Source organism: Flavobacterium sp. RSSB_23, from assembly GCF_051547145.1.
GTDB lineage: Bacteria > Bacteroidota > Bacteroidia > Flavobacteriales > Flavobacteriaceae > Flavobacterium.
This window is the reverse complement of record NZ_JBPTTO010000015.1, coordinates 1-23168: the sequence shown is the minus strand read 5'-3', so window position 1 is coordinate 23168 and position 23168 is coordinate 1. Positions and strand designations below refer to the sequence as shown.

General features: G+C 34.6%; 17 protein-coding genes and 1 pseudogene. 10 read left to right on the top strand and 8 right to left on the bottom strand.

What is annotated here, in order from left to right:
* Positions 1-53: 53 nt before the first annotated feature.
* Positions 54-725 carry a DedA family protein gene (locus tag ACSVH9_RS15180; protein ID WP_438064436.1) on the top strand — a complete coding sequence of 224 codons (672 nt, stop codon included), beginning with the start codon at positions 54-56 and terminating at the stop codon, positions 723-725.
* Between the two features lie 116 nt (positions 726-841).
* Here ACSVH9_RS15180 and groL read toward each other — a convergent pair whose 3' ends face one another.
* The 7 genes from groL to miaB form a co-directional block, all read right to left on the bottom strand.
* Positions 842-2473, bottom strand: coding sequence for a chaperonin GroEL (groL, locus tag ACSVH9_RS15175; RefSeq protein ID WP_064716469.1), 1632 nt, complete (start codon positions 2471-2473; stop codon positions 842-844).
* 70 nt (positions 2474-2543) lie between these two features.
* On the bottom strand, positions 2544-2819 hold the full coding sequence (locus ACSVH9_RS15170) for a co-chaperone GroES (RefSeq protein ID WP_024982279.1): 276 nt from the start codon (positions 2817-2819) through the stop codon (positions 2544-2546).
* 140 nt (positions 2820-2959) lie between these two features.
* Complete coding sequence (gene secG / locus ACSVH9_RS15165) at positions 2960-3298, bottom strand: preprotein translocase subunit SecG (protein ID WP_159690734.1); 339 nt, start codon at positions 3296-3298, stop codon at positions 2960-2962.
* A gap of 3 nt (positions 3299-3301) precedes the next feature.
* Positions 3302-4153: a tetratricopeptide repeat protein gene (locus ACSVH9_RS15160; protein ID WP_438064435.1), complete on the bottom strand. Its 852-nt coding sequence runs from the start codon at positions 4151-4153 to the stop codon at positions 3302-3304.
* A 27-nt stretch (positions 4154-4180) separates the two neighbouring features.
* Positions 4181-4684 carry an LptE family protein gene (locus ACSVH9_RS15155; protein ID WP_438064434.1) on the bottom strand — a complete coding sequence of 168 codons (504 nt, stop codon included), beginning with the start codon at positions 4682-4684 and terminating at the stop codon, positions 4181-4183.
* Between the two features lie 82 nt (positions 4685-4766).
* Positions 4767-6020 (bottom strand): sigma 54-interacting transcriptional regulator, encoded by a 1254-nt coding sequence (locus tag ACSVH9_RS15150; protein ID WP_438064433.1) that lies wholly within the window; start codon positions 6018-6020, stop codon positions 4767-4769.
* Positions 6021-6108: 88 nt separating this feature from the next.
* A complete protein-coding gene (miaB, locus tag ACSVH9_RS15145) occupies positions 6109-7554 on the bottom strand; it encodes a tRNA (N6-isopentenyl adenosine(37)-C2)-methylthiotransferase MiaB (RefSeq protein ID WP_438064432.1) in 1446 nt (481 codons plus the stop codon).
* Between the two features lie 316 nt (positions 7555-7870).
* Here miaB and topA point away from each other — a divergent pair, with 316 nt between their 5' ends.
* From topA to ACSVH9_RS15110, 7 genes are all read left to right on the top strand, one after another.
* Positions 7871-10390: a type I DNA topoisomerase gene (gene topA, locus ACSVH9_RS15140; RefSeq protein WP_438064431.1), complete on the top strand. Its 2520-nt coding sequence runs from the start codon at positions 7871-7873 to the stop codon at positions 10388-10390.
* A gap of 3 nt (positions 10391-10393) precedes the next feature.
* A complete protein-coding gene (locus ACSVH9_RS15135; protein ID WP_438064430.1) occupies positions 10394-11545 on the top strand; it encodes a formimidoylglutamase in 1152 nt (383 codons plus the stop codon).
* Positions 11546-11653: 108 nt separating this feature from the next.
* Positions 11654-13054, top strand: a complete 1401-nt coding sequence (gldK, locus tag ACSVH9_RS15130; RefSeq protein WP_438064429.1) for a gliding motility lipoprotein GldK — start codon at positions 11654-11656, stop codon at positions 13052-13054.
* A 47-nt stretch (positions 13055-13101) separates the two neighbouring features.
* Complete coding sequence (gene gldL, locus ACSVH9_RS15125; protein ID WP_159690758.1) at positions 13102-13746, top strand: gliding motility protein GldL; 645 nt, start codon at positions 13102-13104, stop codon at positions 13744-13746.
* Between the two features lie 49 nt (positions 13747-13795).
* Complete coding sequence (gene gldM, locus ACSVH9_RS15120; protein WP_438064428.1) at positions 13796-15334, top strand: gliding motility protein GldM; 1539 nt, start codon at positions 13796-13798, stop codon at positions 15332-15334.
* Between the two features lie 46 nt (positions 15335-15380).
* The gene (gldN, locus tag ACSVH9_RS15115; RefSeq protein ID WP_438064454.1) at positions 15381-16370 is read left to right on the top strand and encodes a gliding motility protein GldN; all 990 of its coding nucleotides are present in this window, start codon (positions 15381-15383) and stop codon (positions 16368-16370) included.
* A gap of 79 nt (positions 16371-16449) precedes the next feature.
* On the top strand, positions 16450-17502 hold the full coding sequence (locus ACSVH9_RS15110) for an NAD(P)/FAD-dependent oxidoreductase (protein ID WP_438064427.1): 1053 nt from the start codon (positions 16450-16452) through the stop codon (positions 17500-17502).
* Between the two features lies 1 nt (position 17503).
* Here ACSVH9_RS15110 and ACSVH9_RS15105 read toward each other — a convergent pair whose 3' ends face one another.
* On the bottom strand, positions 17504-17887 hold the full coding sequence (locus ACSVH9_RS15105; protein ID WP_159690767.1) for a DUF983 domain-containing protein: 384 nt from the start codon (positions 17885-17887) through the stop codon (positions 17504-17506).
* Positions 17888-17951: 64 nt separating this feature from the next.
* Between ACSVH9_RS15105 and ACSVH9_RS15100 the strand changes: the two genes are divergently transcribed.
* Positions 17952-19868 carry an ABC-F family ATP-binding cassette domain-containing protein gene (locus ACSVH9_RS15100; RefSeq protein ID WP_438064426.1) on the top strand — a complete coding sequence of 639 codons (1917 nt, stop codon included), beginning with the start codon at positions 17952-17954 and terminating at the stop codon, positions 19866-19868.
* 798 nt (positions 19869-20666) lie between these two features.
* A pseudogene (locus ACSVH9_RS15095) lies at positions 20667-23168 on the top strand (hypothetical protein); the annotation flags it as partial.

Here is a 23168-nt window from a genome sequence, read left to right as displayed (position 1 = left end):
TGTTAAAAAATGCCTATTTTCACCAACTAATAAATCCAAATTTAAGCCCGAATATGAATAATTTTGAATGGACCCAATTATTGAATCCTGAGTTTTATATCACATTAAGTATTGGTGGCGTTCAAATTGGGTTATATGTAGTTCTGTTTATTGTTTTTGCCGAAACAGGACTTTTCGCAGGTTTTTTTCTTCCAGGTGATAGTTTGCTTTTTCTTTCAGGAATTTACAGTCGTAGTTTAGTTGAAAATCTTTTCGTGGTTGAAAGTGATTTTATCAACGTAACGTTCTTGTCTGTTATGGTTGCTATTGCTGGAGTATTAGGGAATATGGTAGGCTACTGGTTTGGTGCCAAAAGTGGTTATTACTTATTCAAAAAGGAAGATACTTTTTGGTTTAAGAAAAAGTATTTATTGCAATCGAAAGATTTCTTCGAAAAGTATGGAGGAAAAGCTATTATTTATGCTAGATTCTTGCCTATTTTCAGAACGTTTGCGCCTATAGTGGCAGGTATTGTTTCTATGGATAAAAAGAAATTTATGTTCTTCAATATTTTAAGTTCGTTTATGTGGGCGTTTCTTTTAATTTTTGCAGGGCATTATTTGTATGGCATTTTTCTTGAATACGGTATCGACTTGAAAAAACACATTGAATATATTGTGATTGGAATTATTTTGGTTTCTACTTTTCCAGTATTTATGAAAATGTTGAAAAAGCGACCAGAATAATTTTGTCCATGTAAATAGTGATTAGTCCTTAGTTGATTATACAAACAAAAAATCCGAAGTTTTAAACTTCGGATTTTTTTATTTTGAACTTCGTATATCGTACTTCGTTTTTGAAATTACATCATTCCTGGCATTCCGCCTCCCATTGGCATTCCGCCTCCGGCATTTTCTTCTTTAATATCAATCAAAGCACATTCTGTAGTTAAGATCATTCCAGAAACAGAAGCTGCGTTTTCTAAAGCTACACGAGTTACTTTTTTAGGATCGATAATACCTGCTTTTAGCATATCAGTATATTCGTCAGTTTTGGCATTGTAACCAAAATCTCCAGTTGCTTCAGCTACTTTTGCTACTACAACAGAACCTTCTAATCCAGCGTTTTCTACAATAGTTCTCAATGGAGCTTCTACTGCACGAGAAACGATTTGGATACCAGTAGCTTCATCAGCGTTGTCCGCTTTTAGTGTGCTAAGAACAGTTTTTGCTCTCAATAAAGCTACACCACCACCAGCAACAATACCTTCTTCTACAGCGGCACGAGTAGCGTGTAAAGCATCGTCAACTCTGTCTTTTTTCTCTTTCATTTCTACTTCAGAAGCAGCACCTACATAAAGAACAGCAACACCGCCAGCTAGTTTAGCCAAACGCTCTTGTAATTTTTCTTTGTCATAATCAGAAGTCGTAGTTTCCATTTGACCTTTGATTTGGTTCACACGGTTTTTGATTAATTCCGTATCTCCAGCACCGTTTACAATAGTAGTATTGTCTTTGTCGATAGTTACTCTGTTGGCAGTTCCTAACATATCGATAGTAGTGTTTTCTAGTGTATAGCCTCTTTCTTCAGAGATTACAGTTCCTCCTGTTAAGATTGCGATGTCTTCTAACATTGCTTTTCTTCTATCTCCAAAACCAGGTGCTTTTACCGCAGCAATTTTCAAGGCACCACGTAATTTGTTTACTACCAATGTTGATAAAGCTTCGCCATCTACATCTTCTGCAATAATTAATAATGGTTTTCCTGATTGTGCTACCGGTTCTAAAACTGGCAATAATTCTTTTAATGAAGAAACTTTTTTGTCGTATAAAAGGATGAATGGATTCTCTAATTCAGCTTCCATTTTCTCTGGATTCGTTACGAAGTAAGGAGATAAATAACCTCTGTCGAATTGCATTCCTTCTACTACATCTACAAAGGTTTCGGTTCCTTTGGCTTCCTCAACAGTGATTACACCTTCTTTTCCAACTTTTGCGAAAGCAGTAGCGATTAATTCACCAATTACTTCGTCATTGTTGGCAGAAATAGAAGCAATTTGTTTGATTTTTTCAGAATCACTTCCTACTACTTTGGCTTGTTTGGCTAAGTCGGCAACAATAGCTTCAACAGCTTTGTCGATTCCTCTTTTTAAATCCATTGGATTGGCTCCAGCGGCTACGTTTTTTAAGCCTTCTTTTACGATGGCTTGCGCTAAAACAGTTGCAGTTGTAGTACCATCACCCGCTAAGTCGTTGGTTTTTGAAGCTACTTCTTTTACCATTTGAGCTCCCATATTTTCTAATGGGTCTTTCAATTCGATTTCTTTAGCTACCGTTACACCGTCTTTAGTTACATTTGGTCCTCCAAAAGCTTTTCCAATAATAACATTTCGTCCTTTTGGTCCAAGTGTTACTTTTACTGCATTAGCTAATGCGTCTACCCCACGTTTTAAACCGTCACGTGCTTCAATATCAAATTTAATATCTTTTGCCATTTTTTTATTTTTTTAGAATAATTAATAAATTGAAGGGATAAGCCGCGACTTATCCGTACTGTTTAATTTTTTAGATAATTGCAAGAATATCATCCTCGCGCATAATCAAATAATCGGTTCCTTCTAATTTTAATTCTGTACCCGCATATTTACCATAAAGTACGGTATCGCCTACTTTTACTGTCATTGCGTGGTCTTTGGTTCCGTTACCAACAGCAATTACAGTTCCTTTTTGAGGTTTTTCTTTTGCGGTATCAGGAATAAAAATCCCTGAAGCTGTTTTTGTTTCAGCGGCAACAGGTTCGATAAGAACTCTATCCGATAGGGGTTTAATGTTTAATGCCATGGTTTTTATTTTTTATTTTGAATTAATTTTTAATCGATTCTTGAATTTCAGAAATTGTGCCAACCCTTGTAAACTGACAATTTTTCCTAAAAAAAATGCCAGCTTTGACAGGCTGGCATTTTATAATGTATAGGTTTCTATTATTTTGTAGCAGGTGCAGCAGGTGTTGCAGGTGCATTTTGTACTGGAGCTGTTTGTGGAGCAGCAGTTTCAGTTTTTTCGATGATTTTAGAATCTGTATCACTCATAGATCCTGAAAAGCTTAAGCTAGAAAGCAAAATTAAAGCAATCAAGATAGTAGCTAATGTCCAAGTACTTTTGTCTAAAAAGTCAGTCGTTTTTTGAACACCACCCAACATTTGTGATCCTCCTATTGATGATGATAATCCTCCACCTTTAGGGTTTTGAACCATAATTACTACGATTAGTAAAAAACAAACTATAGTTATTAAAACTAAAAAAATTGAAAATGTGCTCATTGTTTAATTATTGTTATTTTGTAAATTCCTTATTTCTGATATATGGTCTGCAAAGAAACTACTTTTTTCTGGATATTTCAAAATTAATATTTCATAAGCTTGTATCGCTTTTTGATATTTTTTTTGTTCCAAGTAAACTCTTGCTAAAGTCTCTGTCATTAAGTGGGTATTGTCTGAAGAATTGAGTTCAAATTGCGGAGCTGGAGCAGAACCGGGTTTGATTGGTGCAATTTTAGGATTGGTTTCTATGAACTTATCAATCAATGCTGCTTTTTTCTTTCTTTCTTCTTCCATACTATCTTCGAAGGTTTTTGAATTGTTTTCTATACTTCGGTCGATAGGCTGTGTTCTCGATAATTGTAACCATTCCTGAAAGGAGTGCTTCTCATTTGGAGTGAAGTCAATGGGTTTGCCGAGTTCAATAACCGATTCCGATTCGTTTTCGGAAATAGTATCGTTATTATTAGTCGCTTCTTTTATAGACGTGAGTATAGATAATTCTAGTGCTTTTTGTTGTTGTTCCAAAATAGTTTTTGGATGTACGATTTCACTATCTACCACTTCCATATTCATCAGTTCGATATTTTTTTTGTCGTACAAATCATTTTGTATGGTGTCAAAATGTTCTGAGGTAATAAAATCAAATAGTATCGAACGGTCTGTAGTATGGGCCGCTGTCACTTTTAATGCATAATTATATTTGAAGCTATTTTGGTTGAAAAGACCTTTTAGACGCAAGGCTCTTGCACTTTGAAAGTAGGGAAATTCATTTAGAATATTTCCAAGTGCATCCGTATAGACACTATTAATAGTATCGGGTTTGTTTATCAAAAAGGTATAATCAGTAACGTTCATTTTATAATCAAGATAGGATTAATTGGATTACCACTTAGCAAGTGATTCATTAAAAATGTCTTGCGAAATTCTATCGAAAATTTCTTTTAGACCAGCACTCAATGTCGAACCTGTTAACTGTTGGTCGGCAGGATAATCATAGAAAAACTCAAATGGTTTTTCAAAGTTATCGGTTTCTTTGTTTTTATTAGTGAAGCGGACATTAATTCTGATTTTTAAACGGTTTTGTGCGGCACGCTGATCGGCCGTTGCTGTCATTGGGCTGATTCTATAATCGGTAATTTCTCCTTCGTATACCAAATCACCTCCGTTTTTTACTAAGTTTAAATTGGTTTGATTCTGAATTAAATCTTGTAATTGTAAGGTGAAAGTTCTGTCTATTCCAGGTTCAATCAATTCGGCATTGTTTTGGAAAAAATTCACTTGAAATGTTTTGGCATCAATTTTACCTGAGCCAGTAAAGTTGTATACGCCACAGCTATTCAGTGTGAAAAGGCAAACGAATGCAAATAAAAAAAATAATTTTCTCATAAAGTTGTGGTGAAACGAACACCATTTTAAGTTCTCAATTCCAATTTTATTCAAATATAGTAATTTGAAATTGTATTCATTTTTATAAATCAAATTGTTTGATTTTTCGATACAAAGTACGTTCTGAAATTCCAAGTTCATCAGCGGCAGCCTTTCGTTTTCCTTTGTTTTTTTCTAACGACTTTTTAATCAATTCGATTTCTTTTTGTTCTAATTTTAGAATCTCTTCTTCTTCAATAGTTTCGGCAAAAAGATAGTTTTCCTCAGGTTCTTGATAATTGTTGTCAATATTTTGAGTCGTAATTACTGCTGTTCTCGGTTCTTCTTCGAATTCTATTTCGCTGTCTGATTTTGAACCATAAATTTTTTGAATCAAATTTTGGTTGGTTTCCTGTACCTTAGAACTTCCGTTTTGCATTAGCTCCAACGTCAGTTTTTTTAAATCATGTAAGTCACTTTTCATATCAAAAAGCACTTTGTATAAAATCTCTCTTTCGGTATTAAAGTCGCTTTCGCTTTTCTTGTCTTTAATTACAGAAGGTAAATTGCTGCTTTCCATTGGGAGATACGATTGCAAAGTAGCCGCATTAATATCGCGATTGGTTTCTAAAACAGAAATTTGCTCTGCAACGTTTCTTAGCTGTCTGATGTTTCCGCTCCAACGAAATTTTTGCAATATATGAACGGCGTTATCGTCTAGTTTTAATGGAGGCATTTTGTATTTATGCGCAAAATCGGCAGCAAATTTTCTAAACAATAAATGAATGTCGTCTTTGCGGTCGCGAAGAGGAGGTAAAGTAATGTCTACCGTACTTAGACGATAGTATAAATCTTCTCTGAATTTTCCTTTTTCAATGGCATCAAAAAGATTAACATTGGTTGCTGCCACAATTCGAACGTTCGTTTTTTGTACTTGAGACGAACCTACTTTTAGGAATTCACCATTTTCAAGAATACGCAGTAAACGAACTTGCGTAGTAAGAGGAAGTTCTCCCACTTCGTCTAGAAATATGGTTCCGCCATCGGCAACTTCAAAATAGCCTTCTCGTGTATTCGTTGCTCCAGTAAAAGCGCCTTTTTCGTGACCAAAAAGCTCGCTGTCAATAGTTCCTTCAGGGATGGCACCACAGTTTACGGCAATGTATTTGCCGTGTTTTCTATGAGAAAGAGAATGAATTATTCTAGGTATGTTTTCTTTACCCACACCACTTTCACCAGAAACCAGAACCGAAATATCTGTTGGAGCCACTTGAATGGCTTTTTCGATGGCGCGATTGAGTTTGGGGTCATTCCCAATAATTTCAAATCGTTGTTTTATTGCTTGAACTGTTTCCATATTGTTTTGTTTAAAGGTTTAAGTGTTTAATGGTTTCAAGTTGTTTTTTGGAACGACTTTAAGCCATTTTAAACTATTAAACTTTTTCTTAATTCATCTCGCTAAGCCCAATTGCTTTACCAATAAGTGTAGCGCCTGTTGTTCGTTCTACTAGTACATTAACAAAATCACCAATTTTATAGTTTTCTTTCGGAAAAACTACTGTGATGCTTTGTGAATTTCTTCCAGAGAATTCGTTAGGCGATTTTTTGGATACTTTTTCAACTAAAACTTCTACGGTTTGACCGATGTATTGTTCTGTTCTGTATCGAGCGTGGGCTTGTTGTAAATCTACAATTTCTTGTAATCTTCTTGCTTTTGTTTCTTCAGGAACATCATCTTCCATTTTTCTTCCGGCTAAAGTTCCTGGGCGTTCAGAGTAACTGTACATGTACCCAAAACTATATTTAACATAGTCCATCAGCTTCAATGTATCTTGATGGTCTTGCTCGGTTTCGGTTGGGAATCCCGCAATCATGTCCTGAGAGATAGCGCAATTTGGGATAATTGAATTGATTTTGTCAATAAGTGCCATATATTCTTCACGAGTATGCAAACGATTCATTTCTTTTAGAATTCGGTTGCTTCCAGATTGAACAGGTAAATGGATGTGTTTACAAATATTAGGATATTTTGCAATAACATGTAAAATGCTTTCGTGCATGTCTTGCGGATTGGAAGTCGAAAAACGAATTCTCATTTTTGGAAATCCTACAGCCACCATTTCGAGTAATTGGTCAAAATCTACAGCTGTGGCTTTTTGCATTTCAGAAGCATTGACGAAATCCTTTTTCAAACCGCCACCATACCATAAATAACTGTCTACGTTTTGTCCTAAAAGAGTAACTTCTTTATATCCGTTGTTTTGTAATTCTTGAATCTCATTCATTATACTTTGAGGTTCACGACTTCTTTCTCGACCTCGGGTAAATGGAACAACGCAGAACGTGCACATATTGTCACAACCACGTGTTATAGAAACTAAAGCAGTAACTCCATTGCTCATTAATCGAACCGGAGCAATGTCACCATAAGTTTCTTCTTTGGATAGAATTACATTAATAGCGTCACGACCTTCTTCAACTTCATTTAGTAAGTTTGGTAAGTCTTTGTATGCATCTGGTCCAACAACCAAGTCTACAATTTTTTCTTCTTCTAAAAATTGACTTTTTAAACGTTCCGCCATACATCCTAAAACGCCAACTTTCATTTTTGGATTAATTCGTTTTACAGCATTGTATTTTTCAAGACGCTTACGTATGGTTTGTTCAGCCTTATCTCTAATTGAGCATGTGTTAACCAATACAAGATCGGCTTCTTCTAGTTTTTGAGTGGTGTTGTATCCGTTAGTAGATAATATTGATGCGACAACCTCACTGTCAGAAAAATTCATAGCACATCCGTAACTTTCTATAAAAAGCTTTTTTGTGTTTTCGGGCTTATTTTCTAAAACAAGACTTTCACCTTGTTTGCTTTCTTCAATGATCTTTTCCATGGGTATTTTAAAAGCGCAAATATAAGCGAAATTAGGCGAATATGACAAGATGTCAGAATTAGAATTAACAATGTTTTTAGAGTTTTTTTTAAAATAGAAACATTGTTTTATATGAAGGAATAATAAGAAGTGCTCTGTTTTTTTTAGCTAAAGAAAAAGCGGAATGTAGTATTTTTAACCTTTATGAGTTTTTATAAAAAGAGTTCTTTTGGAGCTTTGTAAAACATGTATTTTAACTATAAATTTTACTTTTAAAGTGTAATAATCTTGAAATTTAAAAAAATCATATACTTTTGCCGACATAAACAAACGGGATATGGCAAAGAATTTAGTAATAGTGGAGTCACCTGCAAAGGCCAAAACAATCGAAAAATTTCTAGGAAGTGAGTTTCAAGTAGAGTCAAGTTATGGGCATATTGCCGATTTGCCTTCAAAAGAAATAGGGGTAGATGTTGAAAATGGATTTAAACCCAAGTATGAAGTTTCTTCGGACAAAAAGGCTTTGGTGAGTAAACTAAGAACACTTTCTAAGAATGCAGAAATGGTTTGGTTAGCAAGCGATGAGGACCGTGAGGGAGAAGCTATTTCTTGGCATTTAGCAGAAGAATTAAAATTAGATGCTAAAAAAACCAAACGTATTGTTTTTCATGAAATTACTAAGAATGCGATATTAAAAGCCATTGATAATCCTCGTGAGATTGACTATAATTTAGTGAATGCTCAGCAGGCTCGTCGTGTTTTGGACCGATTAGTAGGATATGAGTTGTCTCCTGTTCTTTGGAGAAAAATTAAAGGTGGTCTTTCTGCAGGTCGTGTACAATCTGTTTCGGTACGTTTGATTGTGGAACGCGAAAGAGAAATTCAAAATTTTACGCCAACAGCTAGTTATTCCGTTGTTGCAGAGTTTACCAACGAAGCAGGAAAAACGGTAAAAGCGAAATTGCCTAAAAATTTTGCTACCAAACAAGAAGCACAAGATTTTTTAAATAAAAATGCCAACTCCTTATATAAGGTCTCAGATTTAGAAACGAAACCGACGAAAAAATCACCTACTGCACCTTTTACGACTTCAACCTTACAACAAGAAGCAGCTCGTAAGTTGTATTTGCCAGTTGGAATCACGATGCAGTTAGCACAACGTTTGTATGAGGCGGGATTGATTACTTATATGAGAACGGACAGTGTAAATCTGTCTAAAGAAGCGATGGATGCGGCTCAAGCCGAAATCATAAAGTCTTACGGGAAAGAATTTTCTAAGCCACGAACTTTTGCTAACAAAAGCAAAGGAGCACAAGAAGCGCACGAGGCGATTCGTCCAACAGACATGTCTTTGCATACTGTAAATGTGGATAGAGATCAAGCGCGTTTGTATGATTTGATTTGGAAAAGGACTTTGGCTTCTCAAATGAGTGATGCTGAATTAGAACGTACCAATGTTAAAATTGAAGCGAATAATCATAGTGAAGTTTTTGTGGCTTCTGGAGAAGTGTTACTTTTTGAAGGTTTTCTAAAAGTATATTTGGAAGGACATGATGATGACGAGGAAGAGCAAGAAGGGATGTTGCCTGCTTTGAAAGTAAACGAGACATTAGCCAACTCATTTATTACTGCAACGGAGCGTTATTCTCGACCTGCTGCAAGGTATACAGAGGCTTCTTTGGTAAAAAAGTTAGAAGAACTTGGGATTGGTCGTCCTTCTACTTACGCACCAACTATTTCTACTATCATTAATAGAAATTATGTTGAAAAAGGAACGCTAGAAGGGCAGGAACGTAATTATACTCAGCTTACACTTCAAGCTGGAAAAATAGCCGAAAAAGTATTAAAAGAAAATACAGGTTCTGATAAAGGAAAATTAGTACCTACAGACATTGGAACCATAGTAACCGATTTCTTGGTGAAAAATTTTGGTTCTATATTAGATTACAATTTTACTGCAAAAGTGGAGCAAGATTTCGATGAGATTGCAGAAGGCAACATCGAATGGGCTAAAATGATGCAAGAGTTCTACGATAAATTTCATCCTAATGTAAAAGATGTTGAGGCAAATGCTGATAGAGAAAGTGGAGAGCGTATTTTAGGAACAGATCCAGCTTCTGGAAAACCTGTTTCAGTTCGTTTGGGTAAGTTTGGTCCAATGGCTCAAATTGGAGATGCTGAAGATGAGGATAAAAAATTTGCCAGTCTGCGTAACGAACAAAATATCGGAAACATTACTTTAGAAGAAGCGCTGAATTTATTTTTGTTACCAAAAAATTTAGGTACCTATAAAGGAGAAGAAGTCGAAGTAAGTAACGGACGTTTTGGGCCTTATGTACGCCACGGAGCTGTCTTTATTTCTTTGCCAAGAGGCGAAGATCCATTGGATGTTTCGTTAGAACGTGCTCAAGAATTAATTGATGAAAAAGCATTGGCCGATGCGCCTATTGCTGTTTATAAAGGTGAAAGTGTTCAAAAAGGTACCGGAAGATTTGGACCTTTTATCAAATGGAATGGTATTTTTATCAATGTTTCGAAGAAGTTTGATTTTGATAATTTGTCTCAAGCGGATATAGAGTTTCTAATTGAGGATAAATTACAAAAGAATATTGATAAAGTCATTCACAATTGGGAAGACGAAGGAATTTTAGTTGAGAAAGCACGCTGGGGACGTTCGGTTATTACTAAAGGTAAGATAAAAATCGAATTAAGTAAAGATGTTGATGCGTCTAAATTGACTTTAGCTGAAGTTCAGGAAATGATTGCAAAGAAAACACCAGCAAAAAAAGCTCCTGCAAAAAAGGCGACAGCAAAGAAATCTACACCTGCTAAAAAAGCAGTGGCTAAAAAAAAGTAAACTATGGAGTTTGATTTTCTTGTACCGATAGATAATGAAATCGTAGATTATAAAAACCAGTTGTCTTCTCAGCACATTGGTGGAGTTATGGCATTGCATACTGATGATGCGTTTCCTGATTTAAGTGAAGTTAAAATCGCTTTGGTTGGAGTGCTCGAGAATAGAGGAGATGAAGGAGTAGCGACTGTTGTGGATTTAACTTCAGTTCGTAAGTCGCTCTATGGATTGTTTATGGGTAATTGGAAAATGGGAATCGCTGATTTGGGAGATATCTTAGCCGGAAATTCAACAATGGACACTTACTTTGCTGTTAAAAAAGTAGTAGCTAGTTTGATTAAAAAAGGAATTGTTCCAATTGTTATTGGTGGTTCTCAAGACCTAACTTATGCACTTTATAGAGCTTATGACGAGTTGGAACAAATGGTTAATTTGGTCGCAATAGATAACAAGTTTGATTTTGGTAAAGAAACGGATCGCTTATCAAGCACTTCGTATTTAACAAAAATGGTTATTGATTCTCCGAATAATCTATTTAACTATTGTAATATAGGTTATCAAACCTATTATAACTCTCAAGAAGAGATTGATATTATAGAGAAATTATACTTTGATGCCTACAGATTAGGTGAGATTTCAAATAATATTGCGCTCGCAGAGCCTGTTTTTAGGGATGCTGATGTAGTAAGTTTAGATTTAACTGCTGTAAAATCCTCAGATTCGGGAAATTTTAATACTTTCGCGCCAAATGGATTTAATGGAAAGGAAATTTGTTCATTGTCAAGATATGCTGGTATAAGTGATAAAGTATCTTTATTTGGGATATTCAATCATACCAGTACCGCTCAAGAGGCGGTCTTAATTGCGCAAATTATATGGTATTTTATTGAAGGTTATCAATTTCGTTCAGGGGAGTATCCCTTTGGAAGTAAAGATAATTACCTTAAGTATATCGTTCCTTTAGAAGAAGAAGAGTTAGTGTTTTATAAAAGTAATAAAACGGACAGATGGTGGATAGAAATTCCTTTTTTAACCAATGGGAATAATAAATTAAAAAGAAATACGTTGTTACCCTGTTCTTATGAAGAGTATTTGGCCGCTTGTAATCAAGAGTTGCCTGAGAGATGGTGGAAAGCACAGCGTAAAAACAGTGTTTAAAAGTAGTTAAAAAAAAAACGGATTTGTTACTTGTAAAAATTGTTTATTTAAAAAATAATAAATAGGTTTACAAACTTTAAAAGATGAATAGTTAACCCCCAAATTTATATGAAGAAAATCATTGTGTTTACGGCTTTTTTGACTTTGTTAATAAGCTGTGGTAAATCAAGCGATAAAGGAGAATTAGTAGGTGTTAAAGGAGGTAAGTGGCACCCAGAAAAACCTTATGGAATGACATTAGTTCCAGGTGGTTCTTTTATTATGGGTAAATCAGAGCATGATATTGCCGCTATTGACGATGCACCAACTAAAACCGTTACCGTACGTTCGTTTTATATGGACGAAACCGAAATTACAAATAGTGAATACCGTTCTTTCGTAGAATGGGTAAAAGATTCAACTATCAGAGTTCGTTTAGCAATTCTTGCGGAAGATAGTGGGCAAAAAGCTGCTGCTGGCAAAGGTAAAAATGCTGGAAGTATTGGCGATTTTGCTTTTAATGATTCCGATCCTACCAAGATGACTGCTTACGATAAGTACATGTATGACAATTATTATAGTGTAGGTACTGAAAAAGATCCATACGCTACAAGAAAGTTGAACCGTAAGGTTAAGCTAATAAAGGATACTAAAAAGTATCCAGATGAGTATTATGCTGAAGTGATGGATTCAATGTATTTGCCAATAGACCAATCCTACAACGGTCTTAGAACAATTGACGTTAATAAATTGAAATACAAATACACTTGGATGGACATCCAAGCTGCAGCAAAAGCTAAAAAAGGTTCTAGAAAAGATTTCATTAGAACAGAAGAGATTAATGTTTATCCAGATACGACTGTATGGATTAAAGATTATGCTTACTCTTATAATGAGCCAATGCATAATGATTATTTTTGGCACAAAGCTTATGGAGAATATCCAGTAGTTGGTGTAAAATGGACTCAAGCAAAAGCATTTTGTGCTTGGAGAACTCAAAACAAAAACACTTATATAAAATCAAAACAAAAAGGACGTGATTTAATTAACTCTTTCCGTTTACCTACAGAGGCTGAATGGGAGTACTCTGCAAGAGGTGGTCTGGAATCAGCTACTTACCCTTGGGGAGGTCCTTACACTAAAAACGATAGAGGTTGTTTCTTGGCCAACTTCAAGCCAAGTCGTGGTGATTATGCTGCAGATAATGCATTGTATACTGTAGAAGCAAAATCTTACGAGCCTAATGGGTATAATCTATACAATATGGCTGGTAATGTTGCTGAATGGACTAACGATGCTTACGATCCAAATGGATTTGAGTATGTTTCAACTATGAATCCAAACGTTTCAGATGCTTCTAATAAACGTAAAGTTGTACGTGGAGGTTCTTGGAAAGATGTTGCCTATTTCTTGCAAGTAAGCACAAGAGATTTTGAATATGCTGACTCAGCAAGAAGTTTTATCGGATTTAGAACTGTTCAAGATTACATGGGTACTCAAGTTACAGGTACTACCAAAGGAAGAAAATAAATTAAACCAAATCTAAATATTTTAAATTAACCTAAAAACAAATTATCATGGCATTATTAAGCAAAAAAACAATGAATTTCGCTTACGGTATGGGAGCGGCAGTAGTTATTATCGGAGCATTATTCAAAATTACTCACTTTGAATTAGGACCATTAACAGGAACATTAATGTTATCTATTGGTCTTTTGGTTGAGGCGGCAATTTTTGCTTTATCTGCATTCGAACCAGTTGAAGACGAATTGGACTGGACTTTAGTTTATCCAGAATTAGCGAATGGTCAAGCTAAATCTCAAGTTAAAAAAGAAGAGAAAGTTGATGCTCAAGGGATTTTATCTCAAAAATTAGATGCAATGTTGAAAGAAGCTAAAATTGACTCTGAGTTGATGTCAAGCTTAGGAAATAGCATCAAAAACTTTGAAGGGGCTGCTAAAGCAATTTCTCCAACAGTTGATTCTATAGCATCTACAAAAAAATACAGCGAAGAGTTATCTATGGCTGCTGCTCAAATGGAATCATTAAATAGTTTATATAAAGTTCAATTAGAAAGTGCTTCAAGAAACGCTGAAGCTAATAAAGAAATTGCTGAAAATGCTGGTAAATTGAAAGAGCAAATGGCTTCAATGACAGCAAATATTGCTTCATTAAACAGTGTTTATGGAGGAATGCTTTCTGCAATGAACAACAAAGGATAATTAGTTTTCGACTAAAATTATTATTTATTAAACTAATTATTTAGAAAAAATGGCAGGAGGAAAATTAACCCCTAGACAGAAGATGATTAACCTAATGTACTTGGTTTTCATCGCAATGTTAGCAATGAATATGTCCAAAGAAGTTTTATCTGCTTTTGGATTGATGAATGAAAAATTTGAAAATGCAAATGCTGCTTCTACACAAAACAATCAAGCTTTATTGATGTCTTTAGACACAAAAGCTGCTGAAGCAAAAGGTGATTTCGTTGCCGCTGCAGCTACTGCACATAAAGTAGAAGTAATTACCAAAGAATTTGATGCTTATATTGCCACTTTAAAAACAGATGTTCTTAAAGGCTTTACTGTAGATTCAGAAACTGGCAAATTACCATACGAGAATATGGATAAAGGTGACAACATTGATAACTGGTTTATTGGTGAAGGGTACACTAAAAAAGGAAATGAAATTATTGCTAAAATTGAAAAGTATAAATCAGATATTAAAGCGGCTTTAGGAGCTGACAAAAAATATGCTGCAATTGCTAAAGAAGTTGATGCAAAGTTTGATTTAAGTGAGGTTAAAGATAAAGAAGGTAATAAAATAAAATACCTTTCGTACCACTTTAAAGGATTTCCTGCTGTAGCATCTGTTGCAAAATTATCTGCTTGGCAAAATGATGTTAAAAAAGTTGAGGCTGATGTTTACAATTCTGCATTAGGAAAAGCAGCTGTTGAAGCAGCTTCTTACAGTAACTATCAAGCTATCGTAGTATTAGAAAAGAATGCTTATTTCCAAGGAGAGAATGTAAAAGGTAAAGTAGTTTTAGGTCGTTATGACGAAAACACAAAACCAACTTCTTTCCAAGGTCCAGGTAGATTAGAAAACGGTCAAGCGGTTATCTCACTTACAGCTGGTGGTGTTGGAGAGCAAAATATTAACGGTCAATTTACATTCTTAGAAGATGGTAAAACAATTCCTTTGAAATTTGAAGGTAAATATGTTGTGGTACCAAGACCTAATTCTGCTACTATTTCTGCAGATAAGATGAATGTAGTGTATCGTGGTGTGGTTAATCCAATGTCTATTTCTTTTGCGGGTATTTCTGATAAAGATGTAGTGGCTTCTGCACCTGGTTTGACTAAAGTTGGTAATGGTAAATACAACATGAGTCCAGGTACTGGTACTGAAGTAGTAATTAATGTTACTGGAAAAATGTCTGATGGTAAAATGGCATCAGATAAGAAAGTTTATAGAATTAAAGGTATTCCTGGTCCAGCTGGAACTATTAGAGGAGAAATGGGCGTAGTAAAAGGGCCTAAATCAAATCTTCAAGTGGCTACAATTGGTGCTAAATTAGTTGATTTTGATTTTGAAGTAGGTTTGGATGTTGTTGGATTCAACTTCAAAATTGCAGGTCAACCAACTGTTGTTGTTTCAGGTAACCGTTTAAATTCACAATGTATTACTGCTTTGTCAAAAGCGGGAAGAGGAGATCAAGTAACGATTTCTGAAATTAAAACTAAATTAGTTGGTGCTGGTAGTTATTTATTACCAAGAACAGCTCCAGTAATTTACGAAATACAATAATAGTACGTTTGTAAAAACTACTCCAATATTTTATAAGGACACCATGATGAATGTAAGATTTTTTTTAGTAGCTATTGTCACTGTATTAGGTAGTGTAGCTGGGTTTTCACAATCCAATCTTTTGAATGCCAAAAAGCCTAGTGAAATTGGACTTAAGACTGCAGCTCAACTTATTTCAGATAATGACAAACCATTAGCTTATGGCTATGTTCATGATAGAGATATCTTGATGGGTAAAACAACTTGGGAAATAATTGATTTAAGTGAAAAAATCAATTTCCCTCTTTATTTCCCTATTGATACTGCTAACATTGGACACGATAGACGTTCATTGTACGATGTTTTAACAAAAGCAATGAAGTCAGGTAAGATTACCGAAGTGTATACAGACAGTTATTTTAATACTAAAAAATCGCTTAAAGATATACAAGGTTCTTTATCTCGTATTGATACAACTGATGCTGGTAGAGAATTGATTAATCAAGACCCAGATGCATACAGATCTAGAGTAGTAAAGAAAAAAGTTGTTACTGGTACTGGTAAAAAGAAAACAGTTACTTATGTTGACGAAACAGTTGGACCAACTAAAAGCATTCCTGCTGAGTATATCTTGAAACAAGATTTATCTGCGCAAGATGTTACTCAATATAAGATTAAAGGTTTTTGGTATTTTGATAAACGTCAAAGTGAATTAAAGTACCGTTTACTTGGAATATGTCCAGTAACTCCTGATGTTTACACAATGAACAGTGAGGAAAAAGATTATATTGAATTGTTCTGGGTATTTTTCCCTGCATCAAGAGAGGTTTTGCATGAAGCAAAAACTTTTAATGAGAAGAATTCTTCAATGCCAATTTCTTTCGATCAAATCTTGAATTCAAGAAGATTTAATGCAGTTGTATACAAAGAGGAAAATATCTACGGAGACCGTGCGGTTGAAGATTATATGAAAGACAATTCCCAAAATCAGCTTATTGAATCGGAAAGAATTAAAGAGAAAATTCGTAATTTCGAACAAGATATGTGGAACTATTAATTAATGTAGTTCATTATAGAAAAAACTCTTACTTTTTAGTAAGAGTTTTTTGTTTTTAATCTTATTAAATTTTTATTGTATGATTGATTATTTGATTGTTGGTGCTGGTTTAGCTGGAATTTCCTTTGCTGATTTAGCTTTGAATAACAATAAAAAAATTGTTGTTTTTGAAAACAATTCTCAAAATTCATCTCGTATAGCTGGAGGTTTGTATAACCCGGTTATCCTTAAGCGTTTTACAGAAGTATGGGATGCTAGTAGTCAATTGTGCGATATGGATGATTTTTATAATTCATTGAGAAATAAGTTTTCTGTTGCTTTTGATACTAAATTACCTATATATCGAAAGTTTTTCTCTATCGAAGAACAAAACAATTGGTTTTTGGCTTCTGATAAAAAAAGTTTAGCCCCCTTTTTGTCAACTACTTTGCAGTTTAAAAAATACAATGGTATTGATGCTCCATTTGGTTATGGTGAGGTGCTTAAAACGGGCTATGTGGATACCTCTCTTTTATTGGAACATTATCGTGGGTATTTACTTAGTCGTTCTTTATTATTTCAACAAGAGTTCAAGTATGACGATATTGTTTTTTTAGAGGAAGGAATTGCGTACAATGGCATTAAAGCAAAGCATATAATTTTTGCTGAGGGTTTTGGAATGCATCAAAATCCTTATTTTAATTATTTGCCACTAGACGGAACAAAAGGTGAATTATTTATTATCAAAGCTCCTAATCTTACTCTTGATGTAATTGTAAATACAAGTGTATTTATTTTGCCTCTTGGAGATGGTCTTTTTAAAGTTGGAGCAACCTATAATTGGAAAGATAAAACAGACTTGCCAACAAGTGATGGTAAAGAAGAATTAATTGCTCGTATAAAAGAAATTATATCTTGTGAATTTGAGGTTATAGAGCATTTTGCTGGAGTAAGACCGACTGTTCGTGACCGAAGACCTCTTGTAGGTACGCATGACACCTATTCTCAGCTTCACATTTTAAATGGTTTGGGTACACGAGGAGTTATGTTAGGGCCTTCAATGGCTAAAGCTTTGTATAATAATATTGAACATCAGTTGCCTTTATCTGATGAAATAAATTGGAATAGATATCTTAAGAAATTTAGAAAGTAGTTTATTTCTTTGAGTTCAATGGATCGTAACTCACAAACATATTGATGTAAATGTTTCTCGACCATCGTAAAACCCAAGGGAATAAAATAATTAAGGAACCTAATATTGCGAAAAAAGAGTTTTTTATACTTGTCCCCAAAAAGACGTAGGAAACTATGAATGTCGCAACTCCTACTGCTACATTTAATGCATAACTTACATACATCGATCCATAAAAAAAGGAAGGTTCAATTTGATATCTTAAGCCGCAATGGCTGCAAGTTTCATTCATTTTAAGTACTTTACTCAAATTAAGAGGATTTTTGTCCTCATACATACTTTCATTTTGACATTTCGGACAAGTTCCTGTTAAAATGCTATTTAGTTTGGATCCTTTTTTTAACATTTGCAAAAAATTTTAACAAAGGTACAATTTTAGTTTGCTACCTATGTAACATTAGTCACAATCTATGCTTAATATACATAATTTATCGGTTTCTTTTGGTGGTTCCTATTTGTTTGAAGAGGTTACATTTCGTTTGGGTGCAGGCGATAGAGTAGGTCTAGTTGGTAAAAATGGAGCAGGTAAGTCAACAATGCTTAAGATTTTAGCTCGTGATTTTGCGCCAGACTCAGGAAGTATCGCTCAGGAAAAAGAGGTACGAATGGGGTTTCTTCGACAAGACATTGATTTTGAAGCGGGACGAACCGTTCTTGAGGAAGCCTATGAGGCATTTACTGAGATTAAGATAGTTGAAAAGAAATTAGAAGAAATCAATCATCAATTAGTTACTAGAACTGATTATGAAAGTGAGGAATATGGACAAATCATCGAAGATTTATCTGATTATACCCATCGTTTTGAACTTTTGGGAGGATACAATTATGTTGGTGATACTGAAAAGATTCTTTTAGGTCTAGGTTTTAAAAGAGAAGTTTTTGACAATCAAACCGATACTTTTTCTGGTGGCTGGAGAATGCGAATTGAGTTAGCTAAATTATTATTACAATCCAATGATATTCTTTTGCTAGATGAGCCTACAAATCACTTGGACATTGAAAGTATTATTTGGTTAGAAGGTTTTTTAAGAAACTTTCCAGGTGTAGTTGTGATTGTTTCTCACGATAAAATGTTTTTGGATAATGTCACTAATAGGACAATTGAAATTTCTTTAGGTAAGGCTTATGATTTTAATAAACCCTACTCTCAATATTTAGAGTTGCGTCATGAAATCCGAGAAAAACAGTTAGCAACTCAAAAGAATCAGGCCAAAAAAATTGAAGAAACTGAAAAGTTAATAGAGAAGTTTAGAGCGAAAGCTTCAAAAGCTTCGATGGCTCAATCACTCATCAAAAAGCTTGATAAAGTGGAACGAATCGAGGTTGATGAAGATGATAATTCAGTTATGAGTATTTCGTTTCCTGTTTCAAAAGAACCCGGAAAGGTTGTAATTGAAGCAGAGAATGTTACTAAAGCATATGGCGACAAAATAATTCTAAAAGATATTGATTTGTTGGTCGAGCGAGGAAGTAAGATTGCTTTTGTTGGGCAAAATGGTCAGGGAAAATCAACATTTATTAAAGCCATTGTAAATGAATTTAAATATGATGGGAATATAAAGCTAGGACATAATGTTCAGTTGGGTTATTTTGCTCAAAATCAAGCTGAATATTTAGATGGAGAGATTACACTTTTGCAGACAATGGAAAATGCAGCTACTGATACGAACAGAATGAAAGTTCGCGACATGTTGGGTGCTTTTTTATTCAGAGGTGACGATGTAGAAAAAAAGGTAAAAGTTCTTTCAGGAGGAGAGCGCAACCGATTAGCATTATGTAAACTTTTGTTGCAGCCCATTAATGTACTTTTGATGGATGAGCCAACAAATCACCTTGATATCAAGTCTAAAAACGTTTTAAAAGCGGCTCTGCAAAAATTTGGTGGTACTTTGTTATTGGTTTCTCATGACCGTGATTTTTTGCAAGGGATGTCAAATATTGTCTATGAATTTAAAGACCAAAAAATAAAAGAATATTTGGGTGACATTAACTTTTTCTTAGAACAACGCAATTTAGAAAACATGCGTGAAGTTGAGAAAAAAGATGTAGACAAGCAATCTTCAACTAAAGACAATGCAAAGTCTAAAGCATCATATGAGGATCAAAAAAAGCATAAAGCTTTGCATAATAGGTTAAGTAAAATTGAAAGTCAAATTAAACAATTGGAGGTTGATATTCAGCATGATGATAAAATGTTGGCCTCTAATTATGATAAGCATATTGAAGATGCTAATTTTTTTATTGCTTACACTAAAAAGAAAGACGAATTAGATCAACTCTTATTGGATTGGGAAATTGTTCAAGAAGAAATTGATAATTTGTCGTAGACTGAGAATACAGAAACACACTATTTTGTGATATAGTTCAAGATTGGTTACCTATGGGTAACCTTTTTTTATGCAAAGTACGCAAGAAGTATTCATAATATTTCCATTTTTTGGATTCATTTCCAAAAACAAGACTTTTAAATTTTGAGAAGTTGCCAAATTCATTTTATTGGAACACTAAAATGGATGTGTTTTAAAGACTTTATTTGTTTTTTATAAAATGTTCTATTTGAATTTTCTATTGAATTCATAGGCCTTAAGGGGCTTTTCTTCTTTGTTTTTTTTATTCTTCACCTTTCTGTTAGAATTATCTTCTTCCAATAGTAGTCTTTCATTTTTTTCTTTGGTTTGTTTTTTGTCATATGCTAGTAGATCTAAAACATTGGATTTTACGTAAATGAATAAAAAAAAGTTAATTTCTTTATTTTTTACATTTTATTCAATTTTTATTAACAAGAAAATAAGTAACAACTTGCTGATACTGTTGATTTTACCGATAAAATATGCATTTTGTCTTTTAAATAATGAAATCGCTTTTTTACAATATATGTATTTCATCGATTTTTATGTGCATTTCATCGACTTTTTATATAAAATACTTAATATTATTATGTTATGATTAAAATACTATTAATTTTGCCTTTATTATTAATATTTTTTTGTAGTACTTGTTCTACGTATAAATACTTTTGCCCTGCGGATTATACGCAGAGTGTTTTATACAAGTTCAACCTTATTGAATGTGTGCTAAAAATCCTAAAAAAACATCCTGGAATAAATTTGAATCGCTATTTATTTATGATAAAAAACTCTACTCTTGATTATTTAAATACTATTTCTTTATTTAAAAAAGTATTTTTCCTTTTTTTAGTTTTATTGTTCAGTCAGTCTGTTTTCTCTCAGTATTCTACAAAACATTATATAGCAGCAGCTCCTTGGGATTATTCATCTAATGCTAATGAGTTTATTGTGTCTTCTGCTTCTGGTGCTACTGATGTTACGATTACTAAAAGTGATGGTACATTAATAACAACTTTATTAAATGTGACTTCTGGTATACCAGTTGCTTTTAGACCTCTAGGATCTCCTGCTTCTAGACCAGCAAATGCCATCAACACCATATACAATGATAGAGGTTTAATTTTTACAAGTTCTTTGCCAATCGCTGTATCTGTTAGGAATGTAGAGAGTGATGCAATAAATGGTGGGCGACCTACAGAAATAAAAGGGAATTCTTCTTTATCTAGCTATGGTAATGAGGCAATCGGATCTTCTTTTAGAGTAGGGTATTACCGTTCTAATTTTGCAGGTTTATATGCCTATGCGCCATCTGGTTTTCCTGCAGCAATAGCCGCTCCAGTTTATTCTGTGATGGCAATTGATAACAATACTGTAGTATCAGTTAACGGAACCGTTTTGGTAACATTGAATGCGGGTCAGTCGTATCTTTTTCAATCTGCGATAGGTTCTTTGGTAACTGCTTCGAAACCAGTAGTGATGAATTCCGGGCAATGGAGAGATACACCTAGTGGATGTGGAGACTCTGTTTTAAATCAAATCCCTCCTGTACGAGTTTTAGGTACTAATTATTTGGTAGTAAGGGGTAATGGTACATCCGGTACTGCTACAAATTTGTCAGAACAAACGATTTTTATAGCTACAGAAGATAATACTACAGTAACGGTTAGTACAGTTAATCCTTCAGGAGTTGTCACAGCAACAAACACTTACACGCTTGCAACAGCTGGAAGTTTTCAAAATATTTTTCACGGAATTAATGGGGTTCAGTATTCAGCGTCTGTTATTTCATCCGATAAGAAAATTATGGTCTATTCTGGAACTGCTGATGGTTGTGAGGTGGATATGGCCTGTGTAGCTCCAGTTAGTTCATGTACAGGCTCATTTAGAGTAGAAACAAAAAAATTTACTCGTTATAATAATACTAATATAAAGTATTTTGGTTATGTCTTGATAAATAGTGCGACAGAAAAGGTTTTTATGAATAGTACTGACCTTGAAACTATCGCAGGGACCAGAAGACAGATAGGAACTACAGGGTTTTATCTAATAGATTTCACCAATACTCAATTATCAGATCCTACTGATCTTATTTTTACTTCAGCAGTACGAATGAGTATTAGTATGGTACAACAGGGGGATGGTTATTCTATGGCTTCTTATTTGTCATCTTACAATGATAACTCCACACAGCAAAATCCTCCAACACTTAACGGAGCAGGTTGTGTAACTGCGTTAACAGCTGAACCAGGTCTAGCACCTTATCAATGGTATTTGAACGATGTTTTGATACCTGGGGCAACGAGCCAAACGTATGTTCCTACCGAAACAGGTTCTTACTCTGTAGCAGGTACTAAAGCTTGTGGGTTGTCTGTTGCTTCAACACCTTATCAAGTAAATTGTATTCCAATTGATGCTGTTAATGATGGTAGTTTAGCTTCGCCATTTGCAACTGTGATTTCGGGATCCACTCTAGCTACTTCTGTTAAAGCTAACGATCTCCTGGATGGGATTGCAGTAACGTCTTCCAATACGACTGTAACGCTTAAAACGCAAGGTCCTTTGACAATAGATGCTGCAGGAATCATTTCAGTTGCATCTGGAACAGTTAATGGAACTTATCAGATAGAATACGAGTTGTGTTCAACAAGTTTAACTCCAACAATTTGTGATAAAGCTACTGCTTATGTAAGAGTCACTGTTTTACCTGGTTCAATCTCAGCAAATCAAACTATTTGTAGTGGAGGAAATCCTGCGGCATTTTCAAGTACTGCAGATGCTGTAGGGGTTGGAACTATAACTTATAGATGGGAAAGTGCAGTAAGTCCTTTTAACACTTGGACTACGATCACAGGAGCTACATCGGCAACTTACGATGTTCCCGCTGGTTTGAATATAACTACAAGATACCGCAGGATCGCTGTCACAACATTAGGGGAGTCAGATCCAACGGCATTTGTAACGGTAACTGTTACGCCATTGAATACTATAGCGGCTGGTTCAAATCAAACTGTTTGTGTTAATAGTCCGATTACGAATATAACTTTAGCCACAACAGGAGCTACTGGTGCAACTTTTTTAGGTTTACCAACTGGTGTATCGGGGTCTTGGTCTGGAAATGTAGTTACTATTAGTGGTATTCCCTCGGTTTCTGGAACATTCAATTATACAGTAAATACAACTGGTGGTTGTACTCCAGCTTCTACATCTGGAATAATTACCGTTGCTGCAACGCCAGCACAGCCAACGGTTGATACAGTTGCCGCTACTTGTTCAGCATCA

Excerpts from the sequence above, each read along its gene's own strand:
- secG (WP_159690734.1), bottom strand. The coding sequence starts at position 3,298 with ATGAGCACATTTTCAATTTTTTTAGTTTTAATAACTATAGTTTGTTTT.
- ACSVH9_RS15180 (WP_438064436.1), top strand. The coding sequence starts at position 54 with ATGAATAATTTTGAATGGACCCAATTATTGAATCCTGAGTTTTATATC.
- groL (WP_064716469.1), bottom strand. The coding sequence starts at position 2,473 with ATGGCAAAAGATATTAAATTTGATATTGAAGCACGTGACGGTTTAAAA.
- miaB (WP_438064432.1), bottom strand. The coding sequence starts at position 7,554 with ATGGAAAAGATCATTGAAGAAAGCAAACAAGGTGAAAGTCTTGTTTTA.
- ACSVH9_RS15160 (WP_438064435.1), bottom strand. The coding sequence starts at position 4,153 with ATGAACGTTACTGATTATACCTTTTTGATAAACAAACCCGATACTATT.
- ACSVH9_RS15110 (WP_438064427.1), top strand. The coding sequence starts at position 16,450 with ATGATTGATTATTTGATTGTTGGTGCTGGTTTAGCTGGAATTTCCTTT.
- topA (WP_438064431.1), top strand. The coding sequence starts at position 7,871 with ATGGCAAAGAATTTAGTAATAGTGGAGTCACCTGCAAAGGCCAAAACA.
- ACSVH9_RS15105 (WP_159690767.1), bottom strand. The coding sequence starts at position 17,887 with ATGTTAAAAAAAGGATCCAAACTAAATAGCATTTTAACAGGAACTTGT.
- ACSVH9_RS15170 (WP_024982279.1), bottom strand. The coding sequence starts at position 2,819 with ATGGCATTAAACATTAAACCCCTATCGGATAGAGTTCTTATCGAACCT.
- ACSVH9_RS15155 (WP_438064434.1), bottom strand. The coding sequence starts at position 4,684 with ATGAGAAAATTATTTTTTTTATTTGCATTCGTTTGCCTTTTCACACTG.
- gldN (WP_438064454.1), top strand. The coding sequence starts at position 15,381 with ATGAATGTAAGATTTTTTTTAGTAGCTATTGTCACTGTATTAGGTAGT.
- ACSVH9_RS15150 (WP_438064433.1), bottom strand. The coding sequence starts at position 6,020 with ATGGAAACAGTTCAAGCAATAAAACAACGATTTGAAATTATTGGGAAT.
- gldK (WP_438064429.1), top strand. The coding sequence starts at position 11,654 with ATGAAGAAAATCATTGTGTTTACGGCTTTTTTGACTTTGTTAATAAGC.
- ACSVH9_RS15100 (WP_438064426.1), top strand. The coding sequence starts at position 17,952 with ATGCTTAATATACATAATTTATCGGTTTCTTTTGGTGGTTCCTATTTG.
- gldL (WP_159690758.1), top strand. The coding sequence starts at position 13,102 with ATGGCATTATTAAGCAAAAAAACAATGAATTTCGCTTACGGTATGGGA.
- ACSVH9_RS15135 (WP_438064430.1), top strand. The coding sequence starts at position 10,394 with ATGGAGTTTGATTTTCTTGTACCGATAGATAATGAAATCGTAGATTAT.
- gldM (WP_438064428.1), top strand. The coding sequence starts at position 13,796 with ATGGCAGGAGGAAAATTAACCCCTAGACAGAAGATGATTAACCTAATG.